We start from the raw sequence: 16,682 nt of genomic DNA on the forward strand, positions 1-16,682 counted from the left end.
CCTTGATACCAACCTCCGGTCCCTATCACCTCGCCAATGTCCGGCTTCACGCGTCGCTGACGCCGGGCCTCGCCGCGGCTTTCGACAGAGATGGTTTTGCGCTGACCGATATCACCGTCGCGGGCGGCAAGATTTCCAGCATCGCCGGTGCGCATGCCGCATCGAAGGTATCGGCCGGCGCCATCGACCTTGGCGGCCGTGTCGTGCTGCCGTGTTTCGTCGACTGCCACACGCATATCGACAAGGGCCATATCTGGCCGCGAAAGCCCAATCCTGACGGTACGTTCATGGGCGCTCTGAACGCTACGGGCGCCGACCGGACTGCCCGCTGGAGCGCCGAGGATGTGGCGCGCCGCATGGATTTCTCGCTGCGCTCGGCCTACGTGCATGGCACCCGGGCGCTCAGAACTCATATCGACAGCGTCGCGCCGCAGGAGGAAATCTCCTGGCCGGTGTTCGAGACGATGCGCGAGGCATGGCGTGGTCGCATCGAATTGCAGGGTGCCTGCCTGCTCGGCATCGAGGGCGTGCGCGACAAAAAATGGTTCGACAGGCTGGCGAAACGCGTGGCCGCCGCCAAGGGCGTGCTTGGCGTCGTCACCTATATGGTGCCAGACCTGGAAGAACTGCTCGACCACGTTTTCGCGCAAGCGATCAAGCATGGGCTCGATCTCGATTTCCATGCCGACGAGACCGACGATGTCGCCGCAATCTCGCTGAAGAAGATCGCCGAGGCGGCACTGTGGAACGGCTTCGAGGGAAAAATCCTCGTCGGCCATTGCTGCTCGCTGGCGCGGCAGCCGGATCTCGAGGTGCTGGACACGCTGGACAAGGTGGCGAGGGCCGGGCTCGCAATCGTGTCGCTGCCGATGTGCAATCTCTATTTGCAAGATCGTCGCGCTGATCAAACCACACCGCGCTGGCGTGGCGTGACGCTGCTGCACGAGATGAAGGCGAGGGGCATTCCGGTGGCCGTCGCTTCAGACAACACGCGCGATCCCTTCTATGCCTATGGCGATCTCGACATGCTGGAGGTCTACCGCATGGCGACACGTATCCTGCATTTCGATCATCCGGTCGCCGACTGGCCGCAGGCGGTCACCGCGACGCCGGCCAAGGTGATGCGGCTCGATGGCTTCGGCACGCTTGCCGCCGGAGGCGATGCCGACTTCGTGCTGTTTAAAGGTCGGAGCTGGACGGAATTGCTGTCGCGGCCCGAATCGGATCGCATCGTCGTACGCGCCGGACGCGCGATCGACCGGCAATTGCCCGACTATGCCGAACTCGACGAGTTGATGGTGGAATGATGGATGTTTCGGCGCTGAAACGCGATCTCGATGGGATGAAGCTCGACGACAATCCGGCCATCGTCCAGCAGAAGAGCCGCGACTTCTACTGGTATAGCCCGGTTCTGAAACAGCAGCTCGACCATGTCACCGGCGACCTGATCGTGACGCCGAAGACCGAAGCCGAGCTGATCCGCGTGCTTGCCGCCTGTCACCGCCACGGCGTGCCGGTGACGCCGCGCGGCAGCGGCACCGGCAATTACGGCCAGGCGATGCCCCTGTCGGGAGGCGTGGTGCTCAATCTTGCGGAGATGAACGAGATCAAGTCGATCGGCCCAGGCCGCGTGGTGACCGGACCCGGCGCGATCCTGGCCGACATCGACAAGGCGACACGGGCGCATTCCGGACAGGAATTGAGGCTGTCGCCCTCCACCTACAACACCGCTTCGATCGGCGGCTTCATCGCCGGCGGTTCTGGCGGCGTCGGCTCGATCAATTTCGGCGGATTGCGCGATTTCGGCAATGTGCTGCGCTTGCGCGTGGTGACGATGGAAGCCGAGCCGAGGGTGCTCGAACTGACAGGCGAAGACCTGCACAAGGTGACCCATGCCTATGGCACCAATGGCATCATATCAGAGGTCGAGATGCCGCTGACGGCAGCCTATGAGTGGATCGACGTCATCGTCGGCTTCGACGCATTCATGGATGCGGCCCGCTATGGCAATGCGCTGGCGTGCCAGGATGGCATCCTGACCAAGCTGATCACGCCGATCGCAGCACCCGTTCCGCAGCTTTACTTCAAGCGGCACCAGAAATTTTTCAGGGAAGGCCAAAGCATCTGCGTCGTCATGGTGGCGCAGCATGGGCTGGACGCCTTCCTCACCTTTACGCGCTGCGCTGGGGGCGAAGTGATCTTCAACGCCGCCCTTGCCGCGCCGGACGAGAAAAAGGGCTTGCCGCCGGCCTATGAGTTGGCCTGGAACCACACCACGCTCAGGGCGCTGCGCGTCGACCCCGCGATTACCTATCTGCAGTCGCTCTATCCCTTTCCCAACCAGCTGGCGCTGGTCGAGAAAGTGGATGCGATGTTTCCCGGCGAGGTGTTCTCGCATCTCGAATTCGTGCGGCTGGACGGCAACATCACCTGCTTTGGCCTGCCACTGGTCAACTTCACCACCGAGGCGCGGCTCAACGAGATCATCCGCCTGCACGAGGACAATGGCTGCCCGATCTTCAACCCGCACCGCTACACGCTGGAAGAGGGCGGCATGAAGCAGACGGACGCGGTGCAACTCGCCTTCAAGCGTGAGACCGACCCGCAAGGCTTGCTCAACCCTGGCAAGATGATCGCCTGGGAAAACCCGGACTATGATTATCGCTCGGGCCGGACTTTTCTGTTCAAGGGGCTGCAAAAGGCAGGCTGATAACGATGAAGCGTTGGCGCCAAGCCACCCCCCTCTGGCCTGCCGGCCATCTCCCCCTCAAGGGAAATTGGATGTCGCTTGGGCTTTCGCCAATTGCCAACGCCGCAACGGATTGGGGACGTCGAACCTGCCAATCTCCCCCCTTGAGCGGGAGATGCCCGGCAGGGCAGAGGGGGGCGCCTCGCGCTGACCTGCGGGATGTCCTCCCATGAACATCCTCGTCCTCTACGCCCATCCGGTCGAGACCAGCTTCAATGCCGGCCTGCACCGGATGATCGTCGAGCGGCTGACGGCGGCGGGCCATACAGTCGATGACTGCGACCTCTATGCCGAGGACTTCGACCCGCGGCTGACGCGGGCCGAGCGGCTCGGCTATCACGACCAGCGTGGACCAGGCGATGCGGTCACCGGCTACATTCAGAGGCTACAGGCAGCCGAGGCTCTGGTGTTGTCGTTTCCGGTGTGGAACTACGGCTATCCGGCGATCCTGAAAGGGTTTTTCGACCGCGTCTTCCTGCCCGGCGTGTCGTTCAAGCTTGTCGATGGCAAAGTGCAGCCGACGCTACACAACATCCGCAAGCTGACGGCTGTCACCACCTATGGCGGCAGCCGATTCCGCGCCATGCTGATGGGCGACCCGCCGCGCAAGGTTGTGAAGCGCATGCTGCGCGCCACGATCAAGCCTGGCGCTCCGGTCTCCTATCTCGCCCACTATTCGATGAACCTGTCGACCGACGAGACGCGGAAGTCCTTCACGGCGAAGGTCGCGGCCAGCATGGATGCATTTTGATGCGTGCGCTTGTGGTCTATTGCCATCCGGTGCCGGAGAGTTTTTGCGCCGCGGTCCGCGATACCGCCGTGGATGTGCTGACGCGGCGAGGCTGGGACGTGCGGCTGCTCGACCTTTATGCGGAAAAGTTCGATCCGGTGATGAGCTGCGAGGAGCGGCGTTCCTACAACGATCAGGCGCCGCGGGATCCGGCGCTGAAACCGCATTTCGAACTGCTCAACTGGGCCGAGGCGATCCTGTTCGTCTATCCGACCTGGTGGTACGGGCTGCCGGCGATGTTGAAGGGCTGGCTCGACCGCGTGTGGGCGACCGACATCGCTTTCAAGCTGCCGGCTGGCAAGGGAGGGATCAAGTCGCTGATGACGCATGTGACCAGGGTCGGCGTCATCACCACCTGCGGCGCGCCGACCTGGTGGAGCGTCGTCGTCGGCCAACCCGGACGCAAGACCTTGCTGCGCGGCATGCGGGCGCTATGCGCCAGACGCTGCAAGACGTTCTTTCTGCGCATTATTTGATGGATGCCTCGACGCCGGCGACGAGGGCGGCGTTTCTGGTGAAGGTACGGGCGAAGCTGGAGCGGTTTTAAGCGGCACTTCCCTTCTCCCCTTGTTGTGGGAGAAGGTGGCCTCGCGAAGCGAGGTCGGATGAGGGGTGTTCCAGAGAACACCGACGTCTCACTCCGCTGGAACACCCCTCAACCGTCTCGGCGCTTCTCCCACAAGGGGAGGAGGAAGAGGGCGCTACATCTTCGTTCGTTCCGCCTTCGGATCATACATCGGCTTCAGCGATGCCTCCGCCGCAAACCGCTCGCCGGCGATTTCGATTTCGTAGGTCGAGGCCAGCACATCTGCCTCGCTCTCGCCCTGGCAAGGCACATAGCCCAGCCCGATCGCACCGCCGAGATGGTGACCATAGTTGCCGGAGGTGATCGGACCGACGATCTTGCCGTCGCGCAGGATCGCCTCGTTATGGAAGAGCAGCGGCTGCGTATCCTTCAGGCGGAACTGGACCAGACGGCGGTCCAGTCCGGCTTCCTTCTTCTTCAGCACGGCATCTCGGCCGATGAAATCGCCCTTGGCCGTCTTCACCGCGAAGCCGAGGCCCGCCTCCAGCACGTTGTCTTCATCGGTGATGTCATGGCCGAAATGGCGGAAAGCTTTTTCGATGCGGCAGGAATCCAGCGTGTGCAACCCGCACAGCTTCAGCCCGACATCCGCGCCGGCATCGTCGATCGCCTCGAAGACATGGGCGGCCTGGTCGCTCGAGACATAAAGTTCCCAGCCGAGTTCGCCGACATAGGTGACGCGATGCGCCCGGGCGATGCCCATGCCGATTTCGATCTCCTGGAAGGTGCCGAACGGATTGTTCTCGTTTGAGAAGTCGTTGGGGCTGACCTTCTGGATCAGTTTTCGCGCATCCGGGCCCATCAGGCAAAGCACGCTTTCGGCGGCGGCAACATCAGTGATGACCACGAACTGCTCGCCGGCATGCCGGCGCAGCCAGGCGAGGTCGCGCTGCAGCGTGGCGCCCGGCACGACGAGGAAATAGGCAGTCTCCGAAAGCCGCGACACGGTGAGGTCGCTCTCGATCCCGCCGCGCTGGTTGAGCATCTGGGTATAGACGATCTTGCCCGGCGCCACGTCCATATCGTTGGCGCAGAGCCTTTGCAGGAAGGCGCAGGCATCGCTGCCCTCGACGCGGATCTTGCCGAACGAGGTCATGTCGAACAGGCCGACCTTATTGCGGACGGCTAGATGTTCCTCGCGCTGGTTGTCGAACCAGTTCTGCCGCTTCCAGGAATAGCGATATTCGCGTTCCTGTCCTTCGCGCGCGAACCAGTTGGCGCGCTCCCAGCCGGCGACTTCGCCGAACACGGCGCCACGCGCCTTCAGATGCTCATGCAGGGGCGAGCGGCGCACACCACGCGATGTCGCCATCTGGCGGTAGGGGAAATGGTCGGCATAGAGCAGGCCGAGCGTTTCGGTAACGCGCTCCTTGAGATAGCGGCGGTTCTTCTGAAACGGCTGGGTGCGGCGGATGTCGACTTCCCAGAGGTCGAACGGCGCTTCGCCATCGTTGATCCACTGCGCCAGCGCCATGCCGGCGCCGCCGGACGAGATGATGCCGATCGAATTGTAGCCGGTCGCCGTCCAGTAGCCGCGCAGCTCCGGCGCCTCGCCGAGATAGTAGCGGTCGTCGGGAGTGAAGCTTTCAGGGCCGTTGAAGAAAGTGTGGATGCCGGCGGTGGCCAGCATCGGCATGCGGTTGACGCCCATTTCGAGGATCGGCTCGAAATGGTCCATATCCTCGGGCAACTGGTCGAAGCAGAAATCCTCGCGAATGCCATCCATGCCCCATGGCTTGGCCACCGGTTCGAAGGCGCCGAGCATCATCTTGCCGGCGTCTTCCTTGTAATAGGCGCACTCGTCCGGCACGCGCAGCACCGGCAGCCGGCCGAGGCCGGGGATCGGCTCGGTGACGAGATAAAAGTGCTCGCAGGCGTGCAGCGGGATGTTCACGCCGTTCCGGGCGCCGAGGTCGCGCGCCCACATGCCGGCGCAGTTGACGACGATGTCGGTTTCGATCGTGCCCTGGTCTTCGCCTTGCGCCCAGGACACGCCGGAGACGCGGCCATTTTTCGTATGGATCTTTGTGACCTTCGCATTCTCGGCGATGGTGGCGCCGCGCTGACGCGCACCCTTGGCCAATGCCATGGCGATGTTGGCGGGGTCGCACTGGCCGTCGAGCGGCAGATGCACGGCGCCGACCACGTCGGAGACGTTGAGATGCGGGTACATCTCTTTGACTTCGTTGGGAGAAATCTCACGCACGTCGACATCGAAGGCGCGGGCGAGCGACGCCTGCCTGTAGATCTCGTGCTTGCGCTCTTCGGTCAGCGCCACGGTGATCGAGCCGACCTGGCGCATGCCGGTGCCGACCTCGGTCTCGGCTTCCAGCTTGACATAGAGATCGGCCGAATATTTCGCCAGCCGGGTCATGTTCTGCGAGCCGCGCAACTGTCCGATCAGCCCGGCGGCATGCCATGTCGTGCCCGAGGTCAGCTGCTTGCGTTCCAAAAGCACGATGTCGGTCCAGCCGAGCTTGGCCAGATGGTAGGCGACCGAACAGCCGGAGACGCCGCCGCCGATGATGACGGCTCGCGCTTTGGTGGGAAGGATCCTGGCGGTCATGCGGCCTCGCGGCGGTAGCTGGAAACGAAACGGCGCAGCCGCGTGGCTGCTTCCTGCAATACGGGCTCGGGCTGGCACAGGCTGATTCTGATATGGCCAGCTGCGGCTTCGCCGAAACTCGAGCCCGGCATGACGCCGACCTTCTCCTTGTCGAGGAAGGCGAAGGCGAATTTCTCGTCGTCGGGTTCGACATCGGATATGTCGAGCATGACATACATGCCGCCTTCGGAACCGCGCACGGTGACATCGTTCATGCCGCGCACCGCATCGAGCAGGACGGTGCGGCGTGCCGCGTAGCGTTCGGCGATGTCCTTGACGCCATAGTTCTGCTCCAGCGCCTCGGTGCAAGCGATCGAGATGAAGGCGGGCAAGCCGTAGGTCGTCACCAGATTGAGGTTGATCAGCAATGTGATCATTTTCTCAGGACCGGTCAGCCAGCCCATGCGCCAGCCGGTCATGCCGTGGCTCTTGGACATGGAATTGATGACCAGCGTGCGCTCGGCCATGCCTGGCAGCGAGCGCGGCGAGATGTGCTCGCCGCCGCCCAGCGTCCAGTAGACCTCGTCGGACAGCAGCCACAGGTCATACTCGCGGCAAACCTCGGCCAATTGTTCCAGCCGCTCGCGCGAATAGACCGCACCGGTCGGGTTGTTCGGCGTGTTGATCAATATGGCGCGTGTGTTGGGCTTGAGTGCCGCGCGGATCATGTCCGCGCGGGGTTGGAAACCATCCTCGGCCGGTGTCTCGACGACGGTGAAACTGGCACCCGCCGCACTGAAGGTGTTGGGATAGGTGGCATAATAGGGGGCGACGACGATGGCGTGGTCGCCCGGGTCGAGAACAGCCTGCACGGCCGCGTAAAGTGCGGCCTGGCCGCCTGGCGTGGCGATGACCTCTTCCGGCATCGTCTCGACGCCGGTGCAGGCGCTGGAGGCCGCCGCCATCGCCTTGCGCAGGCGTGGCAGGCCAGGCAGTGGCGTGTAGTGATGGTTGCTGCCACGGACCGCGACCACACAAGCTTCGATCGTTTCCGAAGGCGTGTCGAAATCATGGTCGCCGGCCGACAGCATGATGATGTCCTCGCCGGCTTCCTTGCGGTTCCAGGCGGCGAAATGAACCTCCCAGCCGTCCTTGCCCGATGGCACGATGCCGGTAATGCGCGATGATGGTCTAGGCATGTGAGACTCCCGAGATCGCGTAGCCGTTCCGTTGCAGCCGGTCGCGCAAGGCGGCGATATGGGCAGGACCGACCTCGCAGCAACCGCCGACGATGTCCGCACCCGCTTCCACCCAGCCGACAGCCTGTTCGGCATAAGCGTCCGGACCGAGGTCGTGGCGGGCATGTAGTACATCCACCGTGCCGCCATGCTTGAGCGCTTCGGTGGAGGTGAAGCCATTGGCATAGGCGCCGACCGGGCCGCCCAGCTCGATCAGTTCCGGCAAGGCCGCCGCGATCGCTTCCGGGCGGCAGCAGTTGAGCAGCCGCGCCGCCACCGGCAGATCGCCAAGCGCCTCCGCCGCCGCCGCAATCGTCTCGCCACTGCGCAAGCGTGGCGTGCCGTGATCGGCCAGTGTCCATGACACCCAGACAGGCTTGCCGCTTTCCGATGCGGCGGTGACCGCGGCCCGCGCTTCCTCTGATGACGCCATGGTCTCGCACAGGAACAGGTCGATGCCGTCCGCCTGCTCGGCGACGATACGGCGGTAGATGTCGAGCGTGTCCTGGTAGGAGATGGTCAGCGCCGGCGCGTAACTGCCGAAAAGCGGCGACAGGCAGCCGGCGATGGCCGCATCGCCCGCCTCGTCGCGCGCTTGCCTGGCCAGCTCGATGCCACGCTTCTGCAATGGCTTGAACAAGTCTTCCGCGCCTTCGCGCGCCAAGCGTTCGGGCGTCGCCGAATAGGTGTTTATGGTGATGATACGGGCGCCGGCGCGGATGAATTCGGCATGCAGGCCGCGCACAAGGTCCGGTTCGTCTATCAGCACCCTGGCCGACCACAGCGGCGTCGGCTCGGACTTGCTGCGCCGCACCAGCTCCTGACCCATGCCGCCATCGGTGAGGATAACGTTCTTCATGCCCGCAGCCTTTCGTTCCTGGGATCCCACAAGGGCTCGTCCTGCTGCACGACTGCCTTGAAGCGATCGCCGAAGATGTCGACCTCGACGGCGGTGCCGGGTTCGGTCAGGTCGGCGCGCAGCATGCCGAGCGCGATCGACTTGTCGACGCGATGGCCCCAGCCCCCCGATGTCGTCTCGCCGACGATCTGGCCGTCATGCCAGAGCGTCGACATGTAAGGCGCGTCGCAATCGCCGGGATTTTCGACCACCAGCGTGACGAAGCGTTTCTTCACGCCTTGCTGTTTCTCGTTCTGGAGCGCCGACTTGCCACGGAAGTCGGGCTTTTCCCATTTAACGAAACGCTCCAGCCCGCCCTGCAGGATCGAGTAGTCCGTCGACAGGTCGCCCTTCCAGGTGCGGTAGCCCTTTTCCAGACGCAGCGAATCGAGCGCGTACATGCCGAACGGCTTCAACCCATGATTCTGCCCGGCGGCGCAGATCGCATCGAAGACAGCGGCGGTGTCGTCGACCCTGGTGTGGATCTCCCAGCCGAGCTCGCCGGCGAAGGAGACACGGACCAGCTTGGCCCAGCGGCCGGCAATCCTGGTCTCCTGATGGGTCAGCCATGGCAGGGTCAGGTCGGCATCACAGACATCGGCAAGGATTTTTCGCGAATTGGGACCGGCCAGGATCTGCGTGGAGAATTCCTCCGTCCGGTCGATCAGCTTGAACGCCGCATCCCCGGGCATGTGCGATTTCAGCCATTCGAAGTCATGCCACTGCGCCACCGCCGCGGTGATCAGCGTCATGGATTCCTCGCCATGGCGTACCACCGACATTTCGGTGACGATGCGGCCCTTGTCGTCGGAGAAATAGACGAGGCCGATGCGGCCAGGCTTCGGCACCAGGCCGGTCACTTGCCGGCTCAACCACTCGGCGGCACCTGGGCCCTCGAGGTTGAAGCGCGAGAAGCCGGGCAGGTCGAGGATGCCCGCGGCGTCACGCACGGCCAGGCACTCTTCACGGACGCGATGCTGCCAGGGTCCGTCGCGGCGGAAGGTCAACGTGGCTTCCTCGGAGACGTCGTCGCCGTCCTGCGCGTACCAGATAGCGCGCTCCCAGCCATTATAGGCATCGAAGCGGGCGCCGAACGCCTTGATGCGATCGTGGACCGGCGACAGTTTTCTGTCACGTCCTTCCGGCCAGGCGTGACGTGGGAACTGGATGGCGTATTCGTTGCCATAGATTTCCATGCCCTTGGCCACGCAATAGTCCGGCGCGGAGGCAAAGGAAGTAAAGCGGCGCGGATCGCACGACCACATGTCCCATTCGGTCTGGCCTTGCGTCACCCATTCGGCCAGCACCTTGCCGGCACCGCCGCCTTGGGCGATGCCGAAGGTGAAGACGCAAGCCTCGAAGGCGTTGGGAACGCCCGGCATCGGACCGATCAGCGGATTGCCGTCCGGCGCGTAAGGGATCGGGCCGTTGATGACCTTGGAGAGTCCAGCTGTGCCCAGGATCGGCACGCGGGCAACCGCATCGGCCAGATAATGCTCCAGCCGGTCGAGATCGTCGGGGAAGAGCTGGAAGGAAAAGTCCTCCGGCATGGGGTCGTTGTGGGTGGCCCAATGCGCGCGGCAATTGCGCTCATAGGGGCCAAGATTCATGCCAGCCTTTTCCTGGCGCAAATAGTATGAGGTGTCGACGTCGCGCAGCAGCGGCAGCTTCTTGCCCTGTTCCTTCGACCAGGCGGCGAGCTCGGGGATTTCCTCGAACAGTATGTACTGGTGGCTCATCACCATCATAGGCACTTCGCGGCCGAACATCTTGCCGACTTCGGCGGCGCGGTAGCCGGCTGCATTGACGACGATCTCGCAGCGGATCTCGCCTTGCGCTGTTACGACCACCCATTCGTCCTTCTCGCGTCGCACGCCGGTGACGGGGCAGAAGCGGATGATTTTCGCGCCCATGTCGCGCGCGCCTTTAGCCAGCGCCTGCGTCAACTGTGCCGGGTCGATGTCGCCGTCGCTCGGATCGTAGAGTGCGCCCTTCAACTCGTGCGTTTCGAGGAAGGGGTAGCGGCGCTTGATCTCGTCGAGCCCGACCACGTCTATGTCCATGCCCTGGTGGCGGCCCATGCCCTTGGCGCGCTGGAATTCCTGCATGCGCTCGTTGGAGTGGGCGAGCCTGAGCGAGCCGGTGACATGGTAGTTCATGGGATAGTCGACCGCGTCGGCGAGCCCACGATAGAGCTCGGTCGAATAGCGCTGCATGTTCATCAGCGACCAGGAGGAGGAGAAGGTCGGCACATTGCCGGCAGCATGCCAGGTCGAGCCCGAGGTCAGCTCGTTCTTTTCCAGGAGCACGCAGTCGGTCCAGCCGGCCTTGGCCAGATGATAGAGCGAGGAGGTGCCAACAACGCCACCTCCGATGATCACCACGCGCGCCGTGCTCGGCAAACCCGCCATGTTCTTCTCCCAATCTTCAAGCGCGCCGCGCTTTATTTTTGTTTGATGCATGTCGTTATCCCAAAACCGCTCCACGGTTTGGGCGACATGCACTCAATAGACTGGTGGCGAAACCACCCAGATGACGACCGCCGGCTCGCTTCCCGGATTACGCCAGCGGTAAGGCTTGCCTTCGAAGCGGAAGGAGTCGCCTTCGCCAAGCCGGTGCCAGGCCCCGGCTATTTCGATGTCGAACTGCCCGGACGCGATGTATCCGGCCTCCTCCGTCGGCCGGCGGGCCTCGCTCTTCAACTCCGCGCCCGGCGCGAAGACCGACCGCACCATCTCGAAGCTACCACCGAGGTCCGGTGACAGAAGCTCCTCCACCAGGCCGGATTCGCTGGTGCCAAGCGTGCGACGCTTGCCGGCGCGCACCACCACGCCGCGCTCGCTTTCCACGGGCACGTCATGGCTGAAGAACAGGCTGATCGGCACGCCGAACAACTCGGCGAAGGCCCTGAGGTCACTGAGCGATGGCGTCGACAGGCCGCGCTCGACCTGGCTGACCCAGCCGACCGACCGGCCGAGTTTCAGCGCGATCTCGGCCAGCGTCAGCCCGCGCACCCGGCGCAAGGCCCTGATATCGCCGGCCAGGACTCGTTCGTCAGCTCCCTGTAATGTTCGTGCGGTAGGGGAGGCCAAATCGCTCACTTCATGAAAAATTGCAGTCGAATTTCATGAGAAATGAAGCTCATGAAAAAATCAAGTAGATTTTCACCAATGCTCAAGATTTGCTTGCAGGATTTTGACGGTTCATGCAAAGGCTCCGCCGCGAGCGGCGAGTGGGGACGTCCGATCGACACAATGGCTAAGGGACGGCCCATGCTGGAAAAGAAGGCTCGAATCGCGGTTGATGCCGAGATCGTCGACGATGCGATCATGTCGCGCCGTTCGGTGCGCGCATTTCTGCCCGACATGGTCGACGACGAGACGATCCGTGACATATTGACTGTTGCGGCGCGGGCTCCCTCCGGCACCAACATGCAGCCCTGGCGGGTCTATGTCACCAAAGGCGGGACCAAGCAACGGATCACGGATGCCATCATGAACTCCGGCATCCGCGCGGAAAAAGCCGACTGGGACGAATACCGCTATTATCCCACCCAGTTCTTCGAGCCTTACCTCACCCGCCGCCGTGCCAACGGGTTCGGCCTCTACGGCGCGCTCGGCATCGGCCGCCGGGAAGTCGACAAGATGCGCGCCCAGCACGACCGCAACTTCGTCTTCTTCGACGCGCCGGTCGGCATGATCTTCACCATCGACCGCCGGCTCAACCAGGGTTCGTGGATCGACTACGGCATGTTCCTGCAGAACATCATGGTCGCGGCGCGGGGCAGGGGTCTGCATAGCTGTCCGCAAGCGGCCTTCGCGCCCTATCACCGGCAGATCCGGCCGGTGCTCGACATTCCCGACGAGGAGATCGTCGTCTGCGGCATGGCGCTCGGCTATGAAGACACGTCCAAGCCCGAGAACGCCTTCCGCACCGACCGTGAGCCGCTCGAGGAATGGGTGACGTTCAGCGAATAGGTTCGTCCGGCGCAGCCCCGCTATTCCGTATTCATGTGCGCGCCGTGGCCGCTGACATGGGCGCCGTCCCGCGGCGTCAGCTTGAGATAGGCGAGCAGCGCGCAGAGCGTGATGATGCCCTCGATCACGAACAGGATCCGGAAATCGCTGGCGACGGCCGGCCCGCCGCCGGCGAGAAACGACAGCATCGCAGCCGCCAGGCCGACGCTGATCGCGACCGCCAGCTGCCAGAGGATATAGTAGAGCGCACTGAAGCGGGCGAGTTGTTCGGGCGCGATGTCGGAATAGGCGAGGTTGCCGGTCGAAGCCCATTGCACCGAGCGAAAGACGCCAAAGACGAAGATGTAGGTGAGCGTGATCCAGACCGGAGTCGTTGCTTGCATCAAGGCGAAGCCCGCGACCATGGCGGCAACAACGGGTGTGTTGAAGACCAGCACGCGGCGAAAACCGAAACGGTTGAGGACGCGTGGCATGAAGACACGCATACCCACCGAACCGACCGCCGCCACGAAGGTCAGCGATCCCGCCTGCACCGCGCTCATGCCGAAGCCGAGCTGGAACATCAGCGGCAGCAGGAAGACGACGGAGCTGAGACCGATCGTGTCGAGCCCGCCGCCGGTAAGGAAGGAGATGCGGAAGGTGCGGATGCGCAGGAGCTTGAGATCGAGCAGGGGATTGCGCACGCGCAGGCAGTAGAAGGAGGCGGCCGTCAGGATGATGAGCGCCAGCGCAAGCTCGGCGGCGATCATGCTGCTGGCGGCGTCTTTCGCCGCGAGCGAGTCCATGCCGAAGACCAGCAGGACCATGCCGCCGCCGACCAGCACAAAGCCTGGAAAATCGAACCGCGTGCGCACCGGCTTGGTCATTGTCGGAAACAGTGAGGCGGCAAGAATAGCCGCCGCGAGCGCGAACGGCACGTTGATGAAGAAGATCCAGCGCCAGGAGATGTAGGTGGTCAATGCGCCGCCGACGAGCGGACCGACCAGCGGCCCCGACTGCCCGGCCAGTGAGATATACATGTTGATCTTCAAGGTCCGGCTGCGCGGGAAAGTCGACAGGATCACGACCTGGCCGAGCGTGCCCATCAGAGCGCCACCGAAGCCCTGCAGCGCGCGGGCGCCGACCAGCATCCAGATGTCGTTCGACAGCCCGCACAGGGCCGATGAAGCGGCAAACACCAGCAAGGCAAAGCAATAGACATTGCGCAGGCCGAAACGGTCGGCGGCCCAGCCGCCGAGCGGCATCGAGATGATCAGGCTGGCGACGTAGACGGTGATCAGCAGGCCGAGCTGGCTGGGCGGACGGCCAAGGCTTTCGCTGATGCCCGGCAGCGCCGTCACCACGACATTCTGGTCGAGGCTGGTCATGAACACGCCGCAGGCAACGGTCAGCGGCAGCAGGAGCAAGGCTCTGGCCGACACATCGGCGCGATCGGTAGCGCCGGCGGATAGTTCAGCGGTCATGGGGATGTTCGAACCAAATATGCCGACCCTGAGACGGGATTTTCAACCCCTTGGACCGGTTGAACGGGCCACGTTTTCCATCATGGGCGCCCGCGGCGGGATTCTCTAGCGGCAGAACCAGCCGGCGTTGAGGCCAGAGGCAGCGGCTCTAAGGCCACACCGCCTACTGCACCTCATAGCCGACTTCCTTGCTGGCGTGGCAGAGCGCCTTCCAGAACGAGCGCGCGAAGGAGCGGAAGACATAGATGTCGAACTGGTCGGTGCCGGTACGCTGGATCTGGGCGAAGACATCGTGATGCGTTGTCGAGCGGCCGGCGCCGACCGGAAAGGCGGGCAGGGCGAAGTCGATGGCGAAGAATTTCGACAGCACCCATTCGGCCTTCGGCCCGGCGATGCGGATGGCGGTGCGGCCATGCGACAGGTCCGTCACCGTGCCGATGGCCGGCGTCACTGCTTTGGCGAAGGCCGCGGCCAGTCCTTCGGCTTCATCGGTTACCGTGAACTTTCCCGGTGCGAAGCCGAACACCGATTTCACGCCGTCGCTCAAGCCGCCGCCAGCGCCGTCGGGCAGCGCAAGCCCGGTGACGCCGCGGATGGCCGCGATCAGTTTCTTCTCTTCGCCCGGCCATGCCGCGAGTTGCACGATCGAGCCCGGCCGGCTTTCGGTGAGCAGTATCTCGACGCCATGTTCGAAATTCCCGTGCGAGCCGACATGGAACTCCGGCTCGAGGGGCGATTGACGCTCAGCCATGCATGCGGGTCCCTTCCGGATCGTAGAAGTGGTTGGAGACGATCTCCACGGGACCGAAGCGGTTGCGCAAGGGATCGGAGACATGGGCGCGCGTGCCGTGCCTGGCCTTGCCGCCCTTGACCAGCGCCAGCGCGATATGCTTGCCGAGCGCCGGCGAATAGCAGCAGGCGGTGATGTGCCCGACCGAGCCGTGCGGATTGGCTTCGTCGACCTCCTCGACAATGTGCGCGCCGCCATTGAGCGGCCGGTTGTCGAGCGCGACCAGGCCGACCAGTTCCAGCCGCTCGGACGCAACGAGACCTTCGCGGTCCATCATCGCCGAGCCGATGAAGGGCTTCTTCTTCGACAGCATCCAGTCGAGATGCAGGTCGCGCGCCGTGGTGCGGCCGTCGATCTCGGCGCCGGTGACATGGCCCTTCTCGATGCGCATCGTGCCCAGCGCCTCCAGCCCGTAGGTGACCAGCCCGAACGGCTTGCCGGCTTCGATCAACGCTTCCCAGACATGGGTGCCGTGGCCGGCGCCGCAATAGACCTCGAAGGCCATTTCACCGGAGAAGGACAGCCGGCAAATCATCACCGGCACAGCTGAAATCTCGCCGTGCACGATGCCCATGAAGGGCAGCGTCGCATTGTCGACAGCCGTGCCGGTGACACAGGCGGCCAGAATCTGCCTCGCTTTCGGCCCGCCGATCGCGGCTCCCGCCCATTCGTCGGTCACGGAGGTGACGTGGACCTTGAGTTCCGGCCAGATCACGTCGAGGAAATATTCCAAATGCTGCATCACCTTGCCGGCACTGGCGGTGGTGGTGGTCATCAGGAAATCCTGTTCGCCAAGCCGCCAGGTGGTGCCGTCGTCGAAAGCAAAACCGTCCTCGCGCAGCATCAGACCGTAGCGCGCCTTGCCGACCGCGAGGGTCGAGAACATGTTGGTGTAGACGCGGTCGAGGAACGCGGCCGCGTCGGGGCCCTGCACGGCGATCTTGCCCAGCGTCGAGACATCGACGATGCCCGCACTTTCGCGCGTCGCCTTGGCTTCGCGCACGTAGGCCTGTTCGATGGTTTCGCCTGAAAGCCCGTAGATCATCGGCCGGTACCAGAGGCCGGCCGAATACATGGTCGCGCCATTGGCGACATGCCAGTCATGCATCGGCGTCAGCCGTTCGGGCTTGAGATCGCCGAAGCGCTCGGCTGCCAGCGAGCCGATCGACACCGGTGCGAAGGGTGGCCGGAAGCGCGTCGTGCCGACTTCCGGGATTGGCTTGCCGAGCGCTTCCGCCATGATGGCAAGGCCGGGGACGTTGGAGCTCTTGCCCTGGTCGGTGGCCATGCCGAGCGTGGTGTAGCGCTTCAGGTGCTCGACAGAGACGAAGCCTTCGCGATGCGCCAGGCGGACATCCTCGGCCGTGACGTCGTGCTGGAAGTCGACAAAGCTCTTGCCGCTGCCCTTGATTTCGAACACGGGCGCGGGATCTGGATCTCCAGGCGTTGCCTCGACAGCGGGCAATGCTACCGGCGCGGCGGTTCCGCCAGCCGCGGCAATGCCTGCGGCGCGCCCTTCGGCGATCGCCTCGACCGTCGAAAAGCTGCCGGTGAAGGCGCCCGCGCCGATCCAGTTTTGCGTCGGCTTGGGCGGCAGGAAGGCCTGCCGGGCGGCGTTCCATTCCGCCTTGGCGCCGGCCTGGCTG

At 63.9% G+C, this 16,682-nt stretch carries 12 protein-coding genes and 1 pseudogene; 5 read left to right on the forward strand and 8 right to left on the reverse strand.

From position 1 onward, the window contains the following. The first annotated feature begins 2 nt into the window (after positions 1-2). The 4 genes and pseudogenes from O7A61_RS14335 to O7A61_RS14350 all read left to right on the forward strand — a co-directional run bounded on the left by O7A61_RS14335 (position 3) and on the right by O7A61_RS14350 (position 4,086). Positions 3-1,307, forward strand: a complete 1,305-nt coding sequence (locus O7A61_RS14335; RefSeq protein WP_337130363.1) for a cytosine deaminase — start codon at positions 3-5, stop codon at positions 1,305-1,307. Next, positions 1,307-2,710, forward strand: coding sequence for an FAD-binding oxidoreductase (locus O7A61_RS14340; RefSeq protein WP_337130372.1), 1,404 nt, complete (start codon positions 1,307-1,309; stop codon positions 2,708-2,710). Before O7A61_RS14335 ends, O7A61_RS14340 begins: the two co-directional genes overlap by 1 nt. Before the next feature lie 208 nt (positions 2,711-2,918). Beyond that, positions 2,919-3,500, forward strand: coding sequence for an NAD(P)H-dependent oxidoreductase (locus O7A61_RS14345; RefSeq protein WP_337130364.1), 582 nt, complete (start codon positions 2,919-2,921; stop codon positions 3,498-3,500). Continuing rightward, positions 3,500-4,086, forward strand: a pseudogene (locus O7A61_RS14350) (NAD(P)H-dependent oxidoreductase). The gene O7A61_RS14345 and the pseudogene O7A61_RS14350 overlap by 1 nt, the downstream one beginning before the upstream one ends. A 154-nt stretch (positions 4,087-4,240) precedes the next feature. Here O7A61_RS14350 and O7A61_RS14355 read toward each other — a convergent pair. The 5 genes from O7A61_RS14355 to O7A61_RS14375 all read right to left on the reverse strand — a co-directional run bounded on the left by O7A61_RS14355 (position 4,241) and on the right by O7A61_RS14375 (position 11,907). Beyond that, a complete protein-coding gene (locus tag O7A61_RS14355) occupies positions 4,241-6,691 on the reverse strand; it encodes a GcvT family protein (protein ID WP_337130365.1) in 2,451 nt (816 codons plus the stop codon). Further along, positions 6,688-7,869: a pyridoxal phosphate-dependent aminotransferase gene (locus O7A61_RS14360; protein WP_337130366.1), complete on the reverse strand. Its 1,182-nt coding sequence runs from the start codon at positions 7,867-7,869 to the stop codon at positions 6,688-6,690. Before O7A61_RS14360 ends, O7A61_RS14355 begins: the two co-directional genes overlap by 4 nt. Beyond that, positions 7,862-8,767 (reverse strand): homocysteine S-methyltransferase family protein, encoded by a 906-nt coding sequence (locus O7A61_RS14365; protein WP_337130367.1) that lies wholly within the window; start codon positions 8,765-8,767, stop codon positions 7,862-7,864. The genes O7A61_RS14360 and O7A61_RS14365 overlap by 8 nt, the downstream gene beginning before the upstream one ends. Next, positions 8,764-11,217 carry a GcvT family protein gene (locus O7A61_RS14370; RefSeq protein ID WP_337130373.1) on the reverse strand — a complete coding sequence of 818 codons (2,454 nt, stop codon included), beginning with the start codon at positions 11,215-11,217 and terminating at the stop codon, positions 8,764-8,766. Before O7A61_RS14370 ends, O7A61_RS14365 begins: the two co-directional genes overlap by 4 nt. 93 nt (positions 11,218-11,310) lie before the next feature. Continuing rightward, positions 11,311-11,907 carry a helix-turn-helix domain-containing protein gene (locus O7A61_RS14375; RefSeq protein WP_337130368.1) on the reverse strand — a complete coding sequence of 199 codons (597 nt, stop codon included), beginning with the start codon at positions 11,905-11,907 and terminating at the stop codon, positions 11,311-11,313. Positions 11,908-12,078: 171 nt separating this feature from the next. Between O7A61_RS14375 and O7A61_RS14380 the strand changes: the two genes are divergently transcribed. Next, positions 12,079-12,783 carry a nitroreductase gene (locus O7A61_RS14380; RefSeq protein WP_027145870.1) on the forward strand — a complete coding sequence of 235 codons (705 nt, stop codon included), beginning with the start codon at positions 12,079-12,081 and terminating at the stop codon, positions 12,781-12,783. Between the two features lie 20 nt (positions 12,784-12,803). Here the strand turns inward: O7A61_RS14380 and O7A61_RS14385 are convergent, their stop codons facing one another. The 3 genes from O7A61_RS14385 to O7A61_RS14395 form a co-directional block, all read right to left on the reverse strand. Then, positions 12,804-14,246: an MFS transporter gene (locus O7A61_RS14385; protein WP_337130369.1), complete on the reverse strand. Its 1,443-nt coding sequence runs from the start codon at positions 14,244-14,246 to the stop codon at positions 12,804-12,806. 163 nt (positions 14,247-14,409) lie between these two features. Continuing rightward, the gene (locus O7A61_RS14390; RefSeq protein ID WP_337130370.1) at positions 14,410-14,997 is read right to left on the reverse strand and encodes a sarcosine oxidase subunit gamma; all 588 of its coding nucleotides are present in this window, start codon (positions 14,995-14,997) and stop codon (positions 14,410-14,412) included. Beyond that, positions 14,990-16,682: glycine cleavage T C-terminal barrel domain-containing protein (locus O7A61_RS14395; RefSeq protein WP_337130371.1), on the reverse strand; the 1,693-nt coding region annotated here is incomplete at its 5' end. The genes O7A61_RS14395 and O7A61_RS14390, both read right to left, overlap by 8 nt.

Origin of the sequence: Mesorhizobium sp. Cs1321R2N1 (genome assembly GCF_037179725.1) — a bacterium.
Classification (GTDB): Bacteria; Pseudomonadota; Alphaproteobacteria; order Rhizobiales; family Rhizobiaceae; genus Mesorhizobium; species Mesorhizobium salmacidum.